Origin of the sequence: Glaciimonas sp. CA11.2 (assembly GCF_034314045.1) — a bacterium.
Classification (GTDB): domain Bacteria; phylum Pseudomonadota; class Gammaproteobacteria; order Burkholderiales; family Burkholderiaceae_D; genus Glaciimonas.
Genome location: NZ_JAVIWL010000001.1, coordinates 1,912,896 through 1,932,313 on the forward strand (window position 1 = coordinate 1,912,896; position 19,418 = coordinate 1,932,313).

Below are 19,418 nucleotides of genomic sequence, written 5' to 3' on the forward strand. Positions count from 1 at the left end.
TGATGTTCTGCGTGATTGCTATATTGACCGCTGCTGTTGGTCGTTGTTTTGAGACCGCATTTTCAGGTTCACTTCGGGCTAATTGGAATAGATAGATTTCGTTAGATTGCTGATTGCAGCTTCGCCGTGATGGCGCTTTGATCATTTTATGGTAATCGATTTGTACGTATTTTGTATCTGTTTATCTACCGATTTGACTTGGGCTCTCACGTGGCCATTATCATTTTGTATGTGATTTTGTTTGTGCGCATCTTGATGATCGGTTTCCGTAGCGGGATAGACGCGAGTATCATCACGTCATTCGCAAAAAATAAGGGAAATTAGTTGTATTTTTGCTACTTTTCTGTTCGGTTCAGTATTTCGTCGACTGCATCGCAATATCGTCGCATCGTCATCGCACCGTCATAGCGCCATGAGACACCTTGCAATGCTACTCGACCGCGTCACTCCCTATTTTTACCTTTTCAGGATTTCACATGTCAACAGAACACTTTATCCCCGGCAAAGACGCCTCGCTAGAATCGTCGATCAGCTCTATGCAAGGCAAGCTGGAGGCGCTTGGTTTTCATATCGAAGAACGATCATGGCTTAATCCAGTCGATGGTTGCTGGTCGGTGCATATTCGTGATCGTGATTGCCCGTTGCTGTTTACCAATGGCAAAGGCGCGACTGAACAAGCATCACGTGCAAGTGCGTTGGGCGAATTTTTTGAGCGGCTTTCGTGTAATTATTTCTGGACCCATTTTTACCTAGGTGAAAAAGTGGCGAATGGCCCATTTGTGCATTATCCACGTGAAAAATGGTTTGAACTGAATGACGAAAGCGAAACATGGCCAGCGGGTTTGCTGACCCCGGAATTGCAAAAATTCTATAATCCGGAAGGCACAGTCGATGCCACGATGCTGGTCGATTACAACTCTGGCAACGAAGATCGCGGCATTTGCGCGATTCCTTACGTACGCGAACGTGATGGCGAGACCGTCTGGTTCCCGGTTAACATTATCGGCAATTTGTACGCCAGTAACGGTATGTCAGCCGGTAACACGGAAGCCGAAGCACGCACCCAGGCACTGTCGGAAATCTTTGAGCGCGACGTCAAGTTCCGCATCATCAAAGATGGTCTGTGCTTGCCGGATGTGCCGGAAGAAGTCATCGCACGTTATCCTCGTATCGCCTCCGGGATTCGCGCTTTGCGTGCCGCAGGCTTTGGTATTCTGGTCAAAGACGCGTCGCTCGGCGGGCAATATCCGGTGATGAATGTCACCTTATTAAATCCAACGGACCAAGGCTGTTTCTCCAGCTTTGGCGCTCATCCGCGCTTTGAAATCGCCTTGGAACGGGCATTGACTGAATTGCTGCAAGGCCGCGCGCTGGATGCATTAGGCGGCTTTCCGGAGCCGGGGTTTGATCTGGAAGAAATTGCACATTCACAGAATCTGGAAATTCACTTCGTCGATTCCAGCGGTATCATCAGCTGGAACTTCTTGCGTGATACACCGGATTTCGCGTTCAGCGACTGGAACTTCAGCAACACCACTGCCGAAGATTATGCATGGTCGATCGCCGCCATTCATGCCAAGGGTCACGATATTTATATCGCCGACTTCACCCATTTGGGCGTCTATGCGTGCCGGATTCTAGTACCCGGCATGTCAGACATTTACCCTGTCGAAGATTTGGAGTGGGATAACGTCAGCGTTGGCAATGAAATCCGCGAACCGATTCTGTTCCTGGCAGATCTGGACGATGAAGAATGCACCGATTTGCTGGGTGAATTGAATGAATTGGGATTAGCAGATCAGCGACCAGTTGCTGCATTGATCGGTTTGGTTGCCGACGTTGGTACGTTGTGGAAAGAACTACGTGTCGGTGAATTGAAAACGCTCCTGGCATTGGCCATCGGCGACCGTGAAGCGATTCGTGAAGGCTGTGACTGGATACGTCACTTCAATCAAATTAGCGCAGACCGTCAATTGGTTTATCGTTGCATCGAAAGCCTGATCGGTTTAGATGATGCCAAACCTTACGCCGCCGCCTTGCAACACCTATACGGCGCTGAAACAGTGCTGCAAGCGCATGCATTGCTGAATCGTGAACAACGGTTCTTTGGTATCAAATCGCCGGGCCTGAATCTCGAAGGTTGCGATATGCATCAGCGCTGGTTGGCGGCTTATGCCAAGGTACAAGTGGCTAAGTGAGGCAATAAGCATGATAGGAAGCTCGGAGTAACTCAAGATCGTCTGTGGCCTTGACTACAGGCGATTTTTTTGGGCTACCATCGACTCGAATGACTACCTAACGTCTTGACCCGCGCTTTCTGTCGACGTAATTCGCACGCTTTTTGCGGTTGAAATTGACTGTTTTAATAATTAAATCTATGAGCAAATTAACCTTAGACCGCATCCTGCAATCACAGGGTGTCGGTACGCGCAAATATTGCCGCACGTTGATTGATGATGGCGAAATCAGCATCAATGGTGAAGTAGTGAACGACTACCGGGCCAAGATCGCAACCGATGGTTTGGTCTTTGTGTTGTTTGATGAGGAATGGGTATATCGCGAGCGCGTCTATATTGCTTTACATAAACCGCCGAATATTGAGTGCTCCCGTAAGCCGAGTCATCATCCGGGCGTTTTGTCGATCTTGCCGGAGGAATTTACCTGGCGCGAACTGCAACCGGTTGGTCGCCTGGATCATGACACGACGGGTTTGCTGTTGATGTCGGACGACGGCACTTTTATTCATGCGCAATCTTCGCCGAAGCGCCATGTTCCTAAAGTGTATGTCGCGACCACGCACGATCCGGTGACACCAGAACTGGTCGCGCAATTGTTAGATGGCGTGCAATTAAACGATGAGCCGGCTCCGTTGAAGGCGGTCAGTTGCGCCATGATTGACGATAAACATATTGAGATCGTGCTTGAGCAAGGTAAATATCATCAGGTTAAGCGCATGTTGGCCGCAGCCGGAAATCATTGCGTCGCGCTGGAACGCACGGCAATTGGTGCAATGACGCTGGCCTCTCTGGCGTTGGAAGAAGGGGATTGGTGTTATTTGACGCCGGAACAACGGGCATTGCTGATACCGGCCTGAGATTGATCCTAAAACCGCGGCTAAAAAAAATAGGGAGAAAAGCGTTTGGCTTTTTCTCCCTATTTTGTTTTGCTCATTCTGTCATTAGCAATCTTGGAAGAGATTCGCCAACGGAATGCATATTTAGATCAATGCGAACGGATCATGGTGCCGAAAGCCTGCTCACTCAAGACTTCTAGCAGCAATGAGTGTTCAATGCGACCGTCGATAATATGGACTGCGTTGACGCCAGCTTTGGCGGCATCCAGCGCCGACGAAATTTTTGGAAGCATACCGCCAGAGATGGTGCCGTCTTCAAACATTTCGTCAATTTCGCGTGCTGACAAATCCGTTACCAGATTGCCTTCTTTATCCTGAACACCAGCGATATTGGTCATCATGATCAATTTTTCTGCGTGCAGGATTTCCGCTATTTTGCCCGCTACGACATCGGCATTAATATTGTAAGCCTGACCGTCTGCGCCGAAACCGATTGGCGAAATAATAGGAATGAAGGCATCGTCCTGCAACGCTTTTACCACGGCAGGATTGATTGCCTCGATTTCACCGACGAAGCCAATATCCAGAAACTGTCCTGGATTTTGCTTGTCCGGCATTTTCATCCTGCGTGCCCTAATCAGACCGCCGTCTTTGCCGGTTAAGCCAACTGCCTGACCGCCGTAGTGATTAATTAACATCACGATATCTTGCTGCACTTCGCCACCTAATACCCACTCGACGACTTCCATGGTTTCTTCGTCGGTGACCCGATGGCCCTGAACAAAGATACCTTGCTTGCCGATTTTTTTGAGTGCGTTTTCGATTTGCGGACCGCCGCCGTGCACGACTACCGGATTCATGCCGACCAGTTTTAACAAAATCACGTCGCGGGCGAAGCCATGTTTAAGGCGTTCGTCTGTCATCGCATTGCCGCCGTATTTGACGACAATGGTTTTGCCGTGAAATTTTCGGATATACGGTAATGCCTCTGCCAGAATTCCGGCTTTTACTTTTGGAGGAATGTTGGCAAGTTCATCGGTCAAGTCGAGCATGGGATATCCTGCGATAGTCTGAAAAAGGTGAGCAAAGAGCCGTGGATAAGCGTGGATGTCTGCGAGGTCAAAATTGGCCAACAGCAATCCGCAATTAGGTGTGCGGCAATGGGCGCGATTTTACATGGAAAAGTCGGAGCTTGTTGGGTGCAAAGCAGGGATGTTCGGATAAAACACACAATCACCCTTTTTGATCGGGATAATCGCTGATAAATGACGGCGCAAAGGAGGATTACATCGATCAATTTTATTGCTAAATAATTATTAACCGAATTGATGTCAAAGTTTGATGCAAGGCGTCACGACCAAAGCTGAGCGCAGTCATCGTAGAGGATAATGTGGTGCGGGTCGGGGGCGGGTTGAAGTAAAAAATGCGGTGGCGCGCCAGCATTTACACATTTCATGCCTTGCCTAAAATGTACTGGTTATGGCAACGATGTGTACTTTCTTGGTATTGTATTAACTCCGGGTGTGAGGGATCGCAGCACACCCGGTGCAATCAGCATTGCAGATTTACATCCGTCATTGGCTGACGTGGATCATTTCACGGACGATCGGATAGACTTCTTTGTTCCAGCGTCGTCCGCTAAACACGCCGTAATGTCCGACACCGGTTTGCATGTGGTGTGACTTCATGTAGCCCGGAATGCCGCTGCAAAGGTCGTGCGCAGCCATCGTTTGCCCGATTGCGCAGATGTCGTCATGTTCTCCTTCTACGGTCAACAGAGCGGTGCGTTTGATCGCCGCGGGTTTGATCAGGCGTCCAGCACATTCCAGCTTGCCCAACGGCAACGCGTACTCCTGAAACACATCGCGTATTGTGTCCAGATAAAACTCTTCTGTCATATCTAGCACCGCGAAATACTCTTGGTAAAAGGTGCGAGTGGTGTTGGCTTTTTCCAGCGCGCCTTCCACCAAATCGGAGTACAGCCCTTTAAATGCATTCACGTGGCGTTTAAGGTTCATGCTCATGAACGCGGAAAGCTGCAGGAATCCGGGATACACACGGCGCCCGCCGCCGGGATGGCGCTGCGGGACGGTACTAATCAGGTTCTTTTCAAACCATTCAAATGGCTTGCTGGTGGCCAGTTCGTTCACTCCGGTCGGATTGACCCGGGTGTCAATTGGCCCGGCCATGAGTGTCAGGCTACGCGGTTGGGCGGGATTACCATCTTCGGCCATGATGGCAGTGGCAACCAGAGCGGATACACAAGGCTGGCAGATTGCCACCATATGCGATCCCGGGCCCATCACCTCTAGAAATGCGATGAGATAAAGTGCGTATTCGCTCATGCCAAAAGGGCCAGCATCTAACGGTACGTCCCGGGCATTGTGCCAGTCGGTGATGTAGACGTCGTGATCCGCCAGCATAGTGCGCGCAGTTTCACGCAGCAACGTCGCGAAATGGCCGGACATGGGTGCGACGATGAGTACGCGCGGCTGATCGGTCACCCCCTCTTTCTTAAAATGCAGCAAGGTGCAGAACGGCATGACGTGCGCGACTTCTTCATGCACCAGTACGTCGTGAGTGCTATCTCCTTCGCCTACGTGTATGGTGTTGAGGCGAAAGTCGGGTCGGGTGTGGGTAACTTCAGTGCTTGCAAACATCTCATAAGCTGCAGAAAGTTTACGAACGCCTGGAGCCGCACTTAAAAAAGGGTGGGACATGGCCGTGACGGCGGCCTGTGTAAATAAACGCATCCCCGCCATCATGTCGGAATGCGCTTGATAGACTTGATACTTCATGAGTGCTCCCTTGCCCGAGAGTGGGCGATGCTGAAAGGCATTAGCAAGTTGCAGGCCATCGAATTTCTGGCATGAAGTTTGCTGAGCTGTTTCTGAAATTGTCGATTATCGAGCGACTCCGCCCACATGCGTTAATGACTAGGGAATCTGCATCATGGCACAAGCTACTCTCTCCATCAGCAGCAAGAATTATTCGTCGTGGTCGATGCGCGGCTGGCTACTGGTTAAATTCTCCAAACTGCCATTTGATGAGCAGATCATATCGCTTGATGATCCGGCTATGCGTGCCGAAATCCTATTACTGGCACCGTCGATGTTGGTACCTTGTTTGTTGCATGACGGGGTTAAAGTGTGGGATACCCTCGCGATAGGCGAATATTTACATGAAATCAAGCCTAAGGCGGGTTTACTGCCAGCTGACCGCGGTGCGCGTGCACATTGTCGCGCCGTTTGCGGTGAAATGCATTCAGGATTTTCTGCTCTGCGTTCCGCGTTGCCAATGAATTTGCGGGGCCAATTTAAGGAATTCAAGGTTTGGGCGAGAGCGCAAGCCGATATTGATCGCATTGTCACCATCTGGCACGAATGCTTTAATACGTATGGCGGACCATATCTGTTTGGCGCGACACCGTGTATAGCAGACGCTATGTATGCGCCAGTGGTAACGCGCTTTTTGACATACAACGTCAAGTTGGACGCCGTTTGTGCAGCCTATTGCGAATGTATTATGGCTTTGCCGCAAGTGCAAGAATGGGTGGAAGCGGCGAAGTTGGAACCGGTCGAGATTGAGGAACTTGATGCTGAGTTTTAATCATTGATTAATTGCCGTATAGGCATCTAGTTCTGTATTTTCTTTTGTGATTGTTCTTTTATTCTTTAGGGCCGATACCTGACATCGCGCTTTAATGTCTCTGAATAGTCCATTGCCAGCGTAAAAATGACGCTAAAAAATCTCATTCTTTAGTCAAGGTGGGATTTTTTTGACTGCATTGATTCTGTCGAATTTCCTTTGCGTTTCCTTGGGTTCATTATTTCCCTTCATAGGTAAAAAAGCGCTACGCCTCTTTGATACTGAAGAGTAGAGTTGCCTTATCATGGTGCAATCAGACGCTCCTTTTGGATGCATGATGGGTGCCAATATGGTGCGTGAAAATGACATCCGCTTACACACGGTCCAGGTCGGCAACGTGAATTTCTTTTTTCGTAGTTCTTATGAGATTTTGCTGCGGACAAGCGCCAATGAATTTGCTAATTTGCGGCAAAACAAGAGGCAATCGCCGCTAGTGTGTTGGGTATTCGCTGATTCCTGTGGGATACTTTATCGTGCAGAGCAGCGTTAAGGGACCCATTGAGGGTAAGAATAACGGGGCGCAATGAAGTGGGGAATCAACATGGCGGAATGTTTCGTTTGCAAGAGGCAATTTATCTGCGGCGTCCTTTCGCGCAGCGCGTCGACTTGTTGGTGTCAGGCGCTACCGGCGCTAATGCCTGTGCCATTAATGTTGGCAACAACGCCCACAATATCGTCAAATGTAGCGCAACCAGGTTGCTGCTGTCCGGAATGTTTACAAATTTTATTGCTTTTGTAGCAAGTTTAAATCCGACAAATAGTCTTTAGCCTTCGAAAAGTGCCGATTTCGCTTAACTTCGTTCGGGAAGTGTCGCTTCATCGCAGCTACGCACTTCCTTGTGGGTAAAGGTGGCGACGACCTTGGTTAACTGTGCCGAGGTCTGAGCGTTTAACAGCCGTAATTGGAAGGCCACCTTGCCAGCTGTTGCCTTACGCGCTTCTACTCGTATGCCGATCAGACCCTTTTCTTCCAGGCGGGCAACCTGAATTTGCGAGGCCTCTTCAGATTTGAATGTGCCGAGAGAGATGCCATAAAGGAGCGGTGGCGCATCTTGGATGACAAAGAAATCGGTGATGCCAAGGCCGAGCAATTCCTCCCCTTTTTTATTCGCCGCGTCTTGGCTCCCAAACGAAGGCAAGTACACGCGATAACTGGCAATTTCTTGCACTGGGCGGCGGATTGGCTGCACGGTTGGCGCGACTTCAGCTAACTGACTGGCAAATCGCCTTGCTTCAGCAGCGCTGAAATTGCCTACTTCAGTGCAGGCAAAGGCGCTGTTGGCAGCACTGTCTGTGCCATCTTTCTCGCCACCACCTAGATTAGCGGTTGAGGTAATCGCGGCATTATTTGCATTATTTGCACTATTTGAATTAGTCACACCGTTCTGGTTGGTCCTTGCGCTATTGCCTTTTTCACCCTCAGCCTCGGTTACTGGAACCAATTTAATTTTGTCCGCTTGCAATTGGTTAGTTAAACGGGCGGGCTCTCTTCCGTTCGAGATGAGGCCGATGCCCTCCACATAGCCGTGCTGTAACGCAAACAAACCTGCGTTGATTAATAGCAGCAACCAGAAAAATATTTTCAACATAAAGTGTTATTCGCTCAACGTTCGGTTTCTGCGGCAATGCTGGTCCACAGGCCAGTCAGGACCAAATGGTCAACTCTTTCATGGGGCGATGTCAGATAGGGTGCAATAACGCCAGCACTTCCACCCGTAAGAATACATTTTATTTCCATTCCCGGATGATGTTGGGTTTGCAGCGTCAATGCGGTCGAAATTGCGCCAACCTGCGCGGCGATACAACCGCTCATGATGGCATCCTCGGTGTTGTCCGCAAATGGTGTCGTGATCACGACATGGTCAAGGATGCGTGGCAACTGTGCCGTGCCGTGCGCCAATGCGTTCGCCATCAAGCCCAATCCAGGCAAGATCATACCGCCTATAAACGTGCCGTCGGCATTGATGACGTCAATCGTCGTGGCGGTGCCGCAGGTTGCCAATAACAGGGCTTGTTGTGGATATAGCCGATGTGCGCCGATTGCCGAAGCAAAGCGATCACAACCGAGTTGCATGGGATTGCGATAGGCGTTGCGAACGCCCGCCAGCTGCGGCACGGAGGCAAACCATTCCGGCAAAATACTGCTATCGAAGGCCAGTTGCAATATTTCATGCAGACGTGCACCAACCTTACTGCCCGCGACATTGGAAATCAACACGCGCGTTATCTGAAGGCCGCGCCAAAGGCCAAGCAACTCCGCAATTTCGTTATGCGCCACAGAGCCAATGTCTCGCCATATAGGAGGAGCGGTGGCATGGCCGAGGGTCGGAATAGTTGCCAAGGCCCACTTTATGCGCGTATTGCCAGCATCAATTAACAGTAATCCCATTCTTACGTTTCCTTTACCCGCAGCGAAATGTCGCCCGCCATGATAGCGACAGGTAACGCATCTTGCGCGGTTTGTAACAAAAATCGACCGATCTTATCAATCCCCAGCGCTGTGCCCTCATATAAAACCTTACCCTGATCCAGAATAACCACTTGTTGTCCTGCATGCGCGTGGAGTTGATTCCAGCGTGACACAAATGGGTTGAGGCCATCGTTTTGAAATTGTTGTAATGCGTGGGTCAGGTTGGATAGTAACGTCGCCATTAGCGCGTTGCGATCAGCCTCGACAGGGCAACTATCGGGTCCTGATCTTGGCAAATTGGCTATCTTGCGCTCAAGTTGCTGTTGTATATCAACCGGGATGGCAAGATTGATACCGACACCAATCACCGCCCAAGTGGAACGCTCGGCGTACCCGTTGGGCTGAGCGCTGCCACTCGCGGTTTCAATCAGAATGCCGCCCAGTTTGCCGTCGCTCTCGCCGTCCACTAACAGCAGATCGTTAGGCCATTTTAATCGAATGCCGAAATCGGTCTCTGCATTTTCCTGCTCCTGAGCGGCGCCAAAAGTCTGGTGCAAATACTGGTTTAAGCCGTCAGCAATCGCCACGCCGACGGCTAGCGGCAAGCCAATCAATTTTTGTAGGGGGCGATCAAAACGCCATGCCAGCGAAAACATCAACGCAGCGGATGGCGCCGAAAGCCAAGTGCGTCCAGCGCGTCCTCGACCAGCGGTTTGCTGTTCGGCAATGCGCAGCATCGGTCCAATAATCGCGTCGCCGTTGTGGTGCGCGTTTAGACCGGATGACCCATTTTGTGACCCTTGCGGGTTTTGTATTAGCGTCAGAAGGTCGGCGTTGGTGGAGCCGGTCTCAGCCACGACCTCAATTGTGATGTGATCGGGAAGTGATGCCGAAAGTGCAAAGATGCGCTCTGCAGAAAGAGTAGATGTCATGCCGCGCATTGTAGCGGATGCGCGCTGTCGTCAATTATTTCTTGGTGTGTATTTGCCATTGATGGAGACGAGGATAAGTATTTTGCGTATAAAAGTCTTGGTGCGGCGAGATTTTGTATCCATTCTCACTTAAACTTGATGCATGCCAAAATCCGATGTCCAACTCCCCGCGATCGCTCTCGCTCATCTTCATGATGGAGGTGATAACAAGACCGAGGACGGTGGTAGTGGCGATGTCAATGTCGATACACGCGTGGCAATGGTCCGCGGAAACTGGCAAGTCAATGCGATGGCGCAACCGGGCGTTATGCGAGGGCTGCAGTCAAGATTGAAAATGCTGGCAAGGCGCGCTGCACGGCAATCTCTCCAATGGGATTTGTCGCAGGTTACAGCGCTCGATCATATCGGCGCGCAATTATTGTGGAACGCATGGGGAAAAAAACGCCCGGATTCGCTGGTGCTTACGCGTCAGCAAAAGGATTTCTTCAAGCGCCTCGAAGATGCTGGGCCATTATCTTTGCCACCGCCACCACCGCGACGGCGATTGTTGATTGTCATTTATGATTGGGCGCGCGTCGGATTGGATCATCTGAGCGGCTTCGTCGCATTACTCGGACAATTTATCCTGGACTTCAACCGCATGGTGCGCACGCCGCGTCGGGCACCGTGGAAAGAGATATCCGCAAACATTTACCACATCGGTTTTCAGGCGTTGGGAATTACTGCGATTGTCGGGTTTCTGATTGGCGTAGTGTTATCGTTTCTCTCCGCGCAGCAATTGCACACTTTTGGCGGCGACATTTATCTCGTCAATATTCTCGGGATGAGTATCATCCGCGAACTGGGACCATTGCTGGCAGCCATTTTAGTGGCGGGGCGCTCCGGTTCTGCCATCACCGCGCAACTGGGTGTGATGCGGGTGACGCAGGAACTCGACGCGATGGAGGTAATGGGTTTGCCGCATGGCTTCCGTTTAATCTTGCCGCGTGTGATCGCTTTATTGATCGCGATGCCGTTGTTGGTGATCTGGACGGATGCGATTGCATTACTCGGTGGGATGACCGCGGCGCAGTTACAACTCGGATTGTCACCGACGTATTTTCTACAGCAATTGCCGGGCGCAGTCCCTTTGCCCAACTATCTGATTGGGCTTGGCAAAGGTGCGGTATTTGGTGGACTGATCGCCCTGGTCGCTTGTCATTTCGGTTTGCGCATTGAACCTAACACTGAAAGCCTTGGTCAAGGTACAACAACCTCCGTGGTCAGCGCGATTACTATTGTGATACTTGCTGATGCGGTGTTTGCAATTCTGTTTAGCGGGGTTGGATTTTGATGACTAATTTGCTGAGCAATCCACTTTTATCGACTCGACCATTAACGCCAGCCCCGCAGCCGGTCATTCAGGTCGACAAACTCTGGACCCAGTTCGGCAAGACAGTTGTTCTGCAAGACCTTGATCTGACGATTGAACAGGGTGAGATTGTTGGCGTGATCGGTGGTTCCGGTTCTGGAAAAACTACGCTCTTACGCCAAATTTTGGGCCTGAATCGACCTACGCGCGGCACCGTATCGGTCTTAGGGTTGGATATCAGTAAAGCTAGCGTTGATCAAATGGCTGCGTTACAAAACCGTTGGGGAATGTTGTTTCAGATGGGCGCGTTATTTTCTGCGCTGACGGTGCTGGATAATGTGGCGATGCCGCTGCGTGAGCTGCGTGCATTACCGGAAAGTCTGATTCTGGATGCCGCGTTGCTGAAGTTGCAATTAGCCGGCATTGGTCCCGAGCACGCGCTTAAAATGCCCTCTGATTTATCGGGTGGCATGATTAAACGCGTTGCCCTGGGGCGGGCGTTGGCGCTAGAGCCAGAATTATTGTTTTTGGATGAACCCACCGCTGGCCTGGATCCTGCGTCGTCCGCAGCGTTCGTTAAACTAATTCTGTCGCTGCATAAGGATATGCGCTTGACGGTTGTCATGATTACCCATGATCTGGAATCGTTATTGGCGATGTCGACCAAAATCGCTGTGCTGGCCGATAAACACGTTCTTGCCTACGACACGCCCGAGCAGGTGATGAAGATCAAACATCCCTTTATAGAAAATTTCTTCCTCTCGGCGCATTGTGAGCAGGACACAGTAGGATAGGCAGCATTATGGAAAATAAAGCACATGCGTTAATTGCCGGACTATTTACCGTCGTCTTATTGTTGGCGGCGATCTTTGGCGTCATGTGGTTCAACGGTGACCGCGTGCAGCGGGTACCGTATGAAATCGCCACCAAGCTGTCGGTTCCGGGCCTTAATCCGCAGGCGGACGTCCGGTATCGCGGTCTCAACGTTGGCAGAGTCGATACGATTGTTTTCGATCCGCAAAGTCCGGGGCAGATTCTAATTCGCCTGAAAATTAATCTTGATACCCCGATGACGCCGGCCACGTATGGTACGCTGGGTTATCAAGGCGTGACAGGGATTGCCTATATACAGTTGGATGATGATGGTAGCAATCCTGCCAAACTGGCCAGCAGCGCCAGTAAACCGGCGCGCATTACGCTGCGGCCGAGTTTGTTCGATAACATTCAAACCAAAGGCGCGGCAATTTTGTTGCAGGCAGAAGAAACCGTTGCCAAATTAAATGGTTTGCTCGCCCCTGCGAATCAACAAGTGATGGTGGCGGCGTTTAGTGATGTCAGTAAAACGGCGAATGCGTTTGAATCGATACCGCGACAGTTAGAGCCGACTCTCGCCAAGCTACCGGCGATGACCGAGCAACTGAATCAGGCATTGATGTCGATTACGACCCTATCCCAAAATATGACTGTACTGAGTCATACTTTGAATACCTTGAGCACCAGTTTACAGGGTCCGAATGGCGCGGTGTCCAGATTGTCGGCAACAATGGCGAACGTGGGATCAGTCGCCGATAGTGTGCAATACGACGCGCTGCCACGGTTTAATGTGCTGGCGTCAGAGGCGCGTTCGTCGGTACGTGCATTGAACGAGACGCTAGAACACTTTAATCAGCAACCGCAAAGTATTTTGTTTGGCAGCAAAGGCGTGCCGCCGGGGCCGGGCGAAGCGGGTTTTATTGCCCCTGTCAAATAAAATAGGCATAAGGAAATCGATGAACAAATTGAATGCGCTCTTTAAAGCTGTACTGGTGTTGTCCATTGTGGTTTTGGTCGGCGGTTGCGCTGCGCCAGCGGGTGTCTATGCCCGGTATGATTTTGGCCCTTTACCAGCGCTTGTAAGTTCGCCGACTGCGGCGATGATGACCTTGCCAGCTATCAGTCTGGCAGACGTTACTGCGCCAGCAGGATTGGATAATACGATGATGATGTACAGGTTAGCTTATGCGAATGATCTGCAATTGCGCCCGTATGCGACTTCACGCTGGACCATGTCACCGGCGCAGTTATTCAGCCAGCGTCTGAAGGCGCGTTTCGGTCAGGTTGGCGGTGCGGTGGTTTCTGTTTCGGACGGAGCACTTAATGTTCCAGTATTGCGGATCGACATGGATGATTTCAGCCAGATCTTCGACAGCGCTTCGCATAGCGTCGTAAAGGTCACCATTCGGGCGTCCATCTTTAATGGCCGACTTTTGCTAGGCCAGAAGATGTTCAGCCATTCAGTTGCTACGCCCACTCCAGACGCCGCTGGCGGTGCACGCGCTTTTTCAGTTGCCAATGATGCATTAATTGATGATCTGATGGAATGGTTAGCGGCGTTGCCGTTGAAGAAGTAGCTGAAAAACCAGGACTATGACAGCAGTACCAACAGAAGCACCTGCAAAAATAGCCGCCGAAATATGGCAGAAACAATCTTGATTCAGACTAGCAGTACGCGCTGTCTAATCCCACCCTCATAAAATCATCACCGGATGGTTAAACTTATGCCGGTAAAATTTACTTTTAAGCAATAAGGACAGATTGCAATGACTGGTTCGTCATTAATTATTGAGCGTAGCTCGTCATCCCCGTCGTCATCGTTTGCACGTGTCAGTTTATTGATATACCTGCTGCTGATTATTTATGCCAGTTGGTATCCGTTCAGCGGGTGGCGCGACGTTGGATTGACGCCGTGGGCTTTCTTATCGGCACCGCTGCCGCATTACTGGACCTTATTTGACGTCTGGACCAATATTGTCGGCTATATGCCGCTCGGGCTGTTGACCGTATTGGTGCTGCCGCGCAGAATTCCACTGACATTGACAGTCATCCTGGTCACCTTGGCCGGCATCTTGTTTTCGGGAGTGATGGAAGCGGTGCAGACGTATCTGCCCACGCGCGTGTCATCCAATCTTGATCTGTTAACCAACAGTATCGGTGCGCTGTCAGGCAGCATTATTGGCGCTATTTTCCGCTATCGGTTTAGTCCGGAGAACAAATTGCTGTTGCTGCGGGAACGGTGGTTCAATCGTGAAGCCAGCCATGGCATGGTCATGATTGCATTGTGGCCGCTGGCGCAACTGGCGCCATTGAATCATCTGTTCGGGTTTGGGCAAGTCACATCCATGCTGTCGACCTGGTTGTCGGACTGGTTTGAGCAGCCGATTGATCTGGCCGCATGGATGACCAACGACGTACAGCTATCGGCCGAACAATACTGGATGACGGAATCGATTATTACCGCTTGTGGTCTGGTCAGTGCGGGCTTAATGCTGATGATCGTGTTACGCAAAGACGCGCCGAAAGTCGCACTGACGTTCCTATTGATATGGGTAACGCTTTCGGTAAAAGCATTTGCGTCCGCGTTATTATTTACCCCGGAGAATGTGCTGGTCTGGTTAACCCCGGGAGCGTTGACCGGATTGCTGGTCGGTGCCGTGGTGTTGGTTACATTTGGATTTACACCGCAGCGCGTGCAACGCTGGGTTGCGGCATTGGCGGTGTTCGTCAGTTTGGTCTTTGTTAATGTTATCCCGGACAATCCTTACTACGTCGAAACGTTACAAACATGGTCATTAGGTAAATTTCTAAATTTCAATGGTGCGGCGCAGTTTTTAGCACTTTTGTGGCCATTTTTTACGCTTTGGTTTTTATTCCACCCTATGCACCGAGCGAAACGAAATGACTCCGGTGTATGATTATATTAACTATCCTAACTACTTTCTTTTTAGAGCTGTCCAGCTATGAGCGATAACCTGAGCGAAATTCCCTCCACCGAACCAACAGAAATTGGCTCCGTACCGCCTTTTTATGCCCATCATGTGTTTTTTTGCCTAAACCAGCGCGCACCGGGTGATCGAGTATGTTGTGCCAATAACGGCGCGCAAGCCGCCCAAGAGCATGCCAAGCGCCGTATCAAAGCACTCGGTCTGGCTGGCGACGGCAAGGTCAGAATCAATAAAGCCGGTTGTCTTGAACGTTGTGAAGAAGGCCCTGCGTTAGTTATTTATCCAGAAGGCGTCTGGTATACCTACGTCGATACGGAGGACATCGACGAAATTATCGACGTGCATATCGTCGGTGGAAAAATCGTTGAGCGTTTGAAAATTTAATTCCGAGAGTTTATACGTCATTATTTTTCAGCATAATATCCGCCTTATTATTTCTATCATTGGCTGACATGGACGAACAAAAATCCCCCTGAATGCGATACTATTTTTAGTCGCCGGGTATGTCAGCCAATTCGTTGAGAATCAAACGAGAAGACATGAACGCACAGACCACCTCTTTTTCTATTACCGGTCCCGCTGGCGCACTTGAATGTGCGCTGGACCTTCCCGCTTCGGATCAATTTCCAGAGCCAAGAGGTTTGGCGCTGGTCGCCCACCCACATCCGCTATATGGCGGAACCATGGACAATAAGGTTGCACAAACCTTGGCGCGTGGATTTCTGGCATTGGGATATGTGGCGGTTCGGATGAATTTCCGCGGTGTCGGAAATTCTTCCGGGGTCTACGATGAAGGTCGTGGTGAGACCGATGATATGGCCGCGTTGCTGGTCCACATGCGCGAAAAATATCCCGCATTGCCACTAGCGCTTGGTGGTTTTTCATTTGGCACTTTTGTGCAGTCACAATTGCAGCAACGGTTGATTACGGCCGGTTCGCCAGCAGAACGGTTGGTATTGGTTGGCACTGCTGCTGGAAAATGGCCAATGCCGACAGTTCCCGCAAACAGTATTTTGATTCATGGTGAACTCGATGAAACCATTCCGTTAAGTGCGGTATTTGAATGGGCGCGTCCGCAAGACATTCCGGTTATCGTCATTCCTGGTGCGGATCATTTTTTTCATCGCAGATTGCAACATATTAAGAACTTGATGGTCGAAATGTGGCATCGGGAATCCAAGGCCGGCTAAAGCGGCTATGCACACAAAATAATGAGTCGAAATGGCATGTCATTGTTCGGCGATTTTTGTCGATATTGGACTTGAAATCGTGACCACGTTATCTTGCGCAACTGAGGAGGCTATAATTCCGGTTAATTGTTTTTTTGTAGTTCCCTGGTTAAGTGCGTCTTTACCCTCTGGTTCTGCTACCTATTCATCCGTGCGATAGCTGTTTGCTGTCTGTCGTGCCAACGTCCTTAACACCGACTTCACCGATTTCATTCACTTATACCCTATGAAAAAAATATTCGCAGCCTTAGCTGCAACACTCTTGTCCGCTTCGGTTGCTTTTGCCCAGACATTGCCACCGCCATCCGTCGCTGCCAAATCCTGGTTATTGTTGGATACCACCAGCAATCAAATCGTTGCCTCGGGAGATGCCGATTTACGCGTCGAACCCGCATCGTTAGCCAAGATCATGACCGCCTATGTCGTGTTTGACGCTCTGAAGGACAAAAAACTGACGCTCGATCAGATGGTGACCGTCTCCGTACGCGCCTGGAAAGTTGATCCGAGCAGCTCGAAAATGTTTATTGATCCAGCGACGCCGGTATCGATCAGTGACCTGTTATATGGCCTGATGGTAGTTTCGGGTAATGACGCAGCAGTGGCATTGGCCGAAGCAGTATCCGGTACTGAAGACGCATTTGTGGTGCAAATGAACCGCGAAGCGCAGCGCATGGGCATGAAATCGACCCACTTTGGCAATCCGCATGGCCTGCCGAGCGCCGATACCTACACAACGTCACGGGATCTGGCGGTACTTGCCGCCCACGTTATCGTTGATTTTCCAGAGTTTTATAAAATCGATTCAACAAAAACGTTTACCTATAACAAGATCAAACAACCCAATCGCAACCGCTTGCTCTGGTCCGATCCTTCTGTTGATGGCATGAAGACCGGTCATACTAACAGCGCCGGTTATTCGATTATTGCATCTGCCAAACGTCCCAATGGTACTGGCGAACGTCGTTTGCTGGCAGTTGTTGTGGGGACCAACTCCGACCAGACGCGTACGCAGGAAGCGCAAAAATTATTGAACTGGGGTTTCCAGAACTTTGACACCGTCAAGCTCTATTCAAAGGGACAGGCGCTGGCCACGCCGCAGGTATGGAAGGGGTCAAAAAGCGAAATCAAGGTTGGATTTGACCGCGACATATTCGTGACGGTACCAAAAGGTGTCGCCGAAAAAATCAAACCAGTATTGGAGCGTACAGATCCGCTCATCGCTCCCATTGGCCTCGGCAACAAGATCGGCACATTGAAGATTATGGTGGGCGATACCGCGCTGACGCAGTTGGATGTGCTGGCCTTGGAAGAAGTGAATCAGGCGAGTATTTTTGGCCGGATCTGGGATTCGATTCGTTTGTTCTTCAAGAAGCTTTGGTAGTCTATTCAAATTAATCGGTTGAATGAGTGAATGAGTGAATAGCGCCCCTGTCATGCACGTGACCGGGGCGCAGTTATGTGGCGATGATGTGACTTCATTGGCTAGTTGCATGGTCAACGTGGATTTTTTTCGCGCGCCGCAATAATGTGATCGGTCACTAAACTCGGTAACAGTCGCAATATTGTGTTTTGTAAAACGAACACCAGTTAAAAATTTAAAACAGCATCCGGTTTCTCCAACAAAATCACGCGCTTAAACTCCGCCTGTATCCGTGCCAGCGCATCTTCCGATTCGGCCTCAAAACGCATGACTGCCACCGGCGTGGTATTCGATGCCCGCACCAATCCAAAACCATCCGAATATTCGACGCGCAGCCCATCAATCTTGATAATCTTATCAGCACCGGGAAACTCCGCTTGCTCTTGAAGAGCGGCAATTAGCGTGAAGTTTTCACCTTCGGCCAATGTTAATTGCAACTCAGGCGTACTAGTCGATTGCGGTAGTGCATTGAGCACCGCAGACGGATCACTTTCCCGACTTAACAATTCCAGCAATCGGACACCAGCATACAAGCCGTCGTCAAAACCATACCAACGGTCTTTGAAAAACACATGCCCACTCATTTCACCGCCCAGCGGCGCACCGGTCTCACGCATCTTGGCTTTGACCAGTGAATGGCCGGTTTTCCACATCAGCGGCTTGCCACCGTGCTGCGTAATCCATGGCGCCAGATGGCGCGTGCATTTGACGTCGTACAAAATTTCCTGGCCCGGATGACGGGTCAGGACATCAGCGGCAAACAGCATCAATTGCCGATCCGGATAAATGATTTGACCATCTTTGGTGACGACGCCCAGACGATCGCCATCGCCGTCGAACGCCAGGCCAATTTCTGCGTCAGAGGTTTGCAGCGCCCGAATGACATCCTGCAAATTCTCCGGATGCGCTGGATCGGGATGGTGGTTCGGAAATGTTCCGTCAACCTCACAAAACAATTCTTGCACTTCGCAACCCAGGGCGCGATAGAGTTCTCCGGCAAACGCACCTGCCACGCCATTGCCGCAATCGACCACAATTTTCATCGGCTTTGCTAGTTTGACGTCACTGAGAATGCGCTGAAGATAGGCTCCCTTAATATTGTGGGTGCAGTAACCACCCGGATGCTGGACTTGCGCGGCGGCCGCTGTCGCCGCACCTGAGACGATGCTCCGATAGAGTGCCTGAATGGTTTCACCATACATAGCTTCACCCGCCAGAACCATTTTGAAGCCGTTGTAATCGGGAGGATTGTGACTACCGGTGACCATGACGCCGGATTGTGTGCCCAACATATGCGTCGCAAAATACACCATTGGCGTGACGACAACGCCGAGGTCAATCACATCCACGCGCAAGTCTTGCAATCCTGCTACAAGGGCCGCCGCCATCTCAGCGCCCGATAACCGGCCATCACGGCCGACTATGACGGTTTTTTGACCTTTCGCAAGCGCGGCCAAACCGAAAGCCCGACCGATTTGCCGGGCTACATTAGCATCGAGCGTTTTATTTATGACGCCGCGGATGTCGTAGGCTTTAAATATAGAACTTTGTATTGATGGCATCATTTTTAATCCGTTGCTGAAGAGAAAAGTCA

The 19,418-nt window shown here is 50.6% G+C and carries 19 protein-coding genes; 13 read left to right on the forward strand and 6 right to left on the reverse strand.

Annotation, left to right across the window (positions count from 1 at the left end; genetic code table 11):
* Positions 1-476: 476 nt before the first annotated feature.
* The gene (gene ycaO / locus RGU75_RS08185) at positions 477-2,198 is read left to right on the forward strand and encodes a 30S ribosomal protein S12 methylthiotransferase accessory factor YcaO (RefSeq protein ID WP_322234773.1); all 1,722 of its coding nucleotides are present in this window, start codon (positions 477-479) and stop codon (positions 2,196-2,198) included.
* A gap of 179 nt (positions 2,199-2,377) precedes the next feature.
* Positions 2,378-3,094, forward strand: coding sequence for a pseudouridine synthase (locus tag RGU75_RS08190; RefSeq protein WP_322234775.1), 717 nt, complete (start codon positions 2,378-2,380; stop codon positions 3,092-3,094).
* Positions 3,095-3,222: 128 nt separating this feature from the next.
* Here RGU75_RS08190 and argB read toward each other — a convergent pair whose 3' ends face one another.
* Positions 3,223-4,125, reverse strand: coding sequence for an acetylglutamate kinase (gene argB / locus RGU75_RS08195; protein ID WP_322234777.1), 903 nt, complete (start codon positions 4,123-4,125; stop codon positions 3,223-3,225).
* Positions 4,126-4,647: 522 nt separating this feature from the next.
* A complete protein-coding gene (locus RGU75_RS08200; protein WP_322234779.1) occupies positions 4,648-5,871 on the reverse strand; it encodes a polyhydroxyalkanoate depolymerase in 1,224 nt (407 codons plus the stop codon).
* 154 nt (positions 5,872-6,025) lie between these two features.
* Between RGU75_RS08200 and RGU75_RS08205 the strand changes: the two genes are divergently transcribed.
* The 3 genes from RGU75_RS08205 to RGU75_RS23960 all read left to right on the forward strand — a co-directional run bounded on the left by RGU75_RS08205 (position 6,026) and on the right by RGU75_RS23960 (position 7,460).
* Entirely contained in the window at positions 6,026-6,682 is a 657-nt protein-coding gene (locus RGU75_RS08205) for a glutathione S-transferase family protein (RefSeq protein ID WP_322234781.1), read from the forward strand.
* 283 nt (positions 6,683-6,965) lie between these two features.
* The gene (locus RGU75_RS08210; RefSeq protein ID WP_322234783.1) at positions 6,966-7,211 is read left to right on the forward strand and encodes a hypothetical protein; all 246 of its coding nucleotides are present in this window, start codon (positions 6,966-6,968) and stop codon (positions 7,209-7,211) included.
* Positions 7,212-7,262: 51 nt separating this feature from the next.
* On the forward strand, positions 7,263-7,460 hold the full coding sequence (locus RGU75_RS23960) for a cysteine-rich CWC family protein (protein WP_416186795.1): 198 nt from the start codon (positions 7,263-7,265) through the stop codon (positions 7,458-7,460).
* A gap of 52 nt (positions 7,461-7,512) precedes the next feature.
* Here RGU75_RS23960 and RGU75_RS08215 read toward each other — a convergent pair whose 3' ends face one another.
* The 3 genes from RGU75_RS08215 to RGU75_RS08225 are packed head-to-tail and all read right to left on the reverse strand — an operon-like array spanning position 7,513 to position 10,063.
* The gene (locus RGU75_RS08215; protein WP_322234785.1) at positions 7,513-8,310 is read right to left on the reverse strand and encodes an SPOR domain-containing protein; all 798 of its coding nucleotides are present in this window, start codon (positions 8,308-8,310) and stop codon (positions 7,513-7,515) included.
* A 14-nt stretch (positions 8,311-8,324) separates the two neighbouring features.
* Complete coding sequence (locus tag RGU75_RS08220; protein ID WP_322234787.1) at positions 8,325-9,110, reverse strand: type III pantothenate kinase; 786 nt, start codon at positions 9,108-9,110, stop codon at positions 8,325-8,327.
* A gap of 2 nt (positions 9,111-9,112) precedes the next feature.
* A complete protein-coding gene (locus RGU75_RS08225; protein WP_322234789.1) occupies positions 9,113-10,063 on the reverse strand; it encodes a biotin--[acetyl-CoA-carboxylase] ligase in 951 nt (316 codons plus the stop codon).
* 259 nt (positions 10,064-10,322) lie between these two features.
* Here RGU75_RS08225 and RGU75_RS08230 point away from each other — a divergent pair, with 259 nt between their 5' ends.
* The 8 genes from RGU75_RS08230 to RGU75_RS08265 all read left to right on the forward strand — a co-directional run bounded on the left by RGU75_RS08230 (position 10,323) and on the right by RGU75_RS08265 (position 17,785).
* Positions 10,323-11,396 carry an MlaE family ABC transporter permease gene (locus RGU75_RS08230; protein ID WP_416186857.1) on the forward strand — a complete coding sequence of 358 codons (1,074 nt, stop codon included), beginning with the start codon at positions 10,323-10,325 and terminating at the stop codon, positions 11,394-11,396.
* Positions 11,396-12,208, forward strand: coding sequence for an ABC transporter ATP-binding protein (locus RGU75_RS08235; protein ID WP_322234792.1), 813 nt, complete (start codon positions 11,396-11,398; stop codon positions 12,206-12,208). Before RGU75_RS08230 ends, RGU75_RS08235 begins: the two co-directional genes overlap by 1 nt.
* Before the next feature lie 8 nt (positions 12,209-12,216).
* Positions 12,217-13,164 (forward strand): MlaD family protein, encoded by a 948-nt coding sequence (locus RGU75_RS08240; protein WP_322234794.1) that lies wholly within the window; start codon positions 12,217-12,219, stop codon positions 13,162-13,164.
* Positions 13,165-13,183: 19 nt separating this feature from the next.
* Entirely contained in the window at positions 13,184-13,804 is a 621-nt protein-coding gene (locus tag RGU75_RS08245; RefSeq protein WP_322234795.1) for an ABC-type transport auxiliary lipoprotein family protein, read from the forward strand.
* A 189-nt stretch (positions 13,805-13,993) separates the two neighbouring features.
* Positions 13,994-15,145 (forward strand): VanZ family protein, encoded by a 1,152-nt coding sequence (locus RGU75_RS08250; RefSeq protein ID WP_322234796.1) that lies wholly within the window; start codon positions 13,994-13,996, stop codon positions 15,143-15,145.
* A 45-nt stretch (positions 15,146-15,190) separates the two neighbouring features.
* Positions 15,191-15,559, forward strand: coding sequence for a (2Fe-2S) ferredoxin domain-containing protein (locus RGU75_RS08255; protein ID WP_322234799.1), 369 nt, complete (start codon positions 15,191-15,193; stop codon positions 15,557-15,559).
* 155 nt (positions 15,560-15,714) lie between these two features.
* Complete coding sequence (locus RGU75_RS08260) at positions 15,715-16,365, forward strand: alpha/beta hydrolase (RefSeq protein ID WP_322234801.1); 651 nt, start codon at positions 15,715-15,717, stop codon at positions 16,363-16,365.
* A 265-nt stretch (positions 16,366-16,630) separates the two neighbouring features.
* The gene (locus RGU75_RS08265; RefSeq protein WP_322234803.1) at positions 16,631-17,785 is read left to right on the forward strand and encodes a D-alanyl-D-alanine carboxypeptidase family protein; all 1,155 of its coding nucleotides are present in this window, start codon (positions 16,631-16,633) and stop codon (positions 17,783-17,785) included.
* 206 nt (positions 17,786-17,991) lie between these two features.
* Here RGU75_RS08265 and RGU75_RS08270 read toward each other — a convergent pair whose 3' ends face one another.
* On the reverse strand, positions 17,992-19,386 hold the full coding sequence (locus RGU75_RS08270) for a phosphomannomutase/phosphoglucomutase (RefSeq protein ID WP_322240339.1): 1,395 nt from the start codon (positions 19,384-19,386) through the stop codon (positions 17,992-17,994).
* Positions 19,387-19,418: the final 32 nt, after the last annotated feature.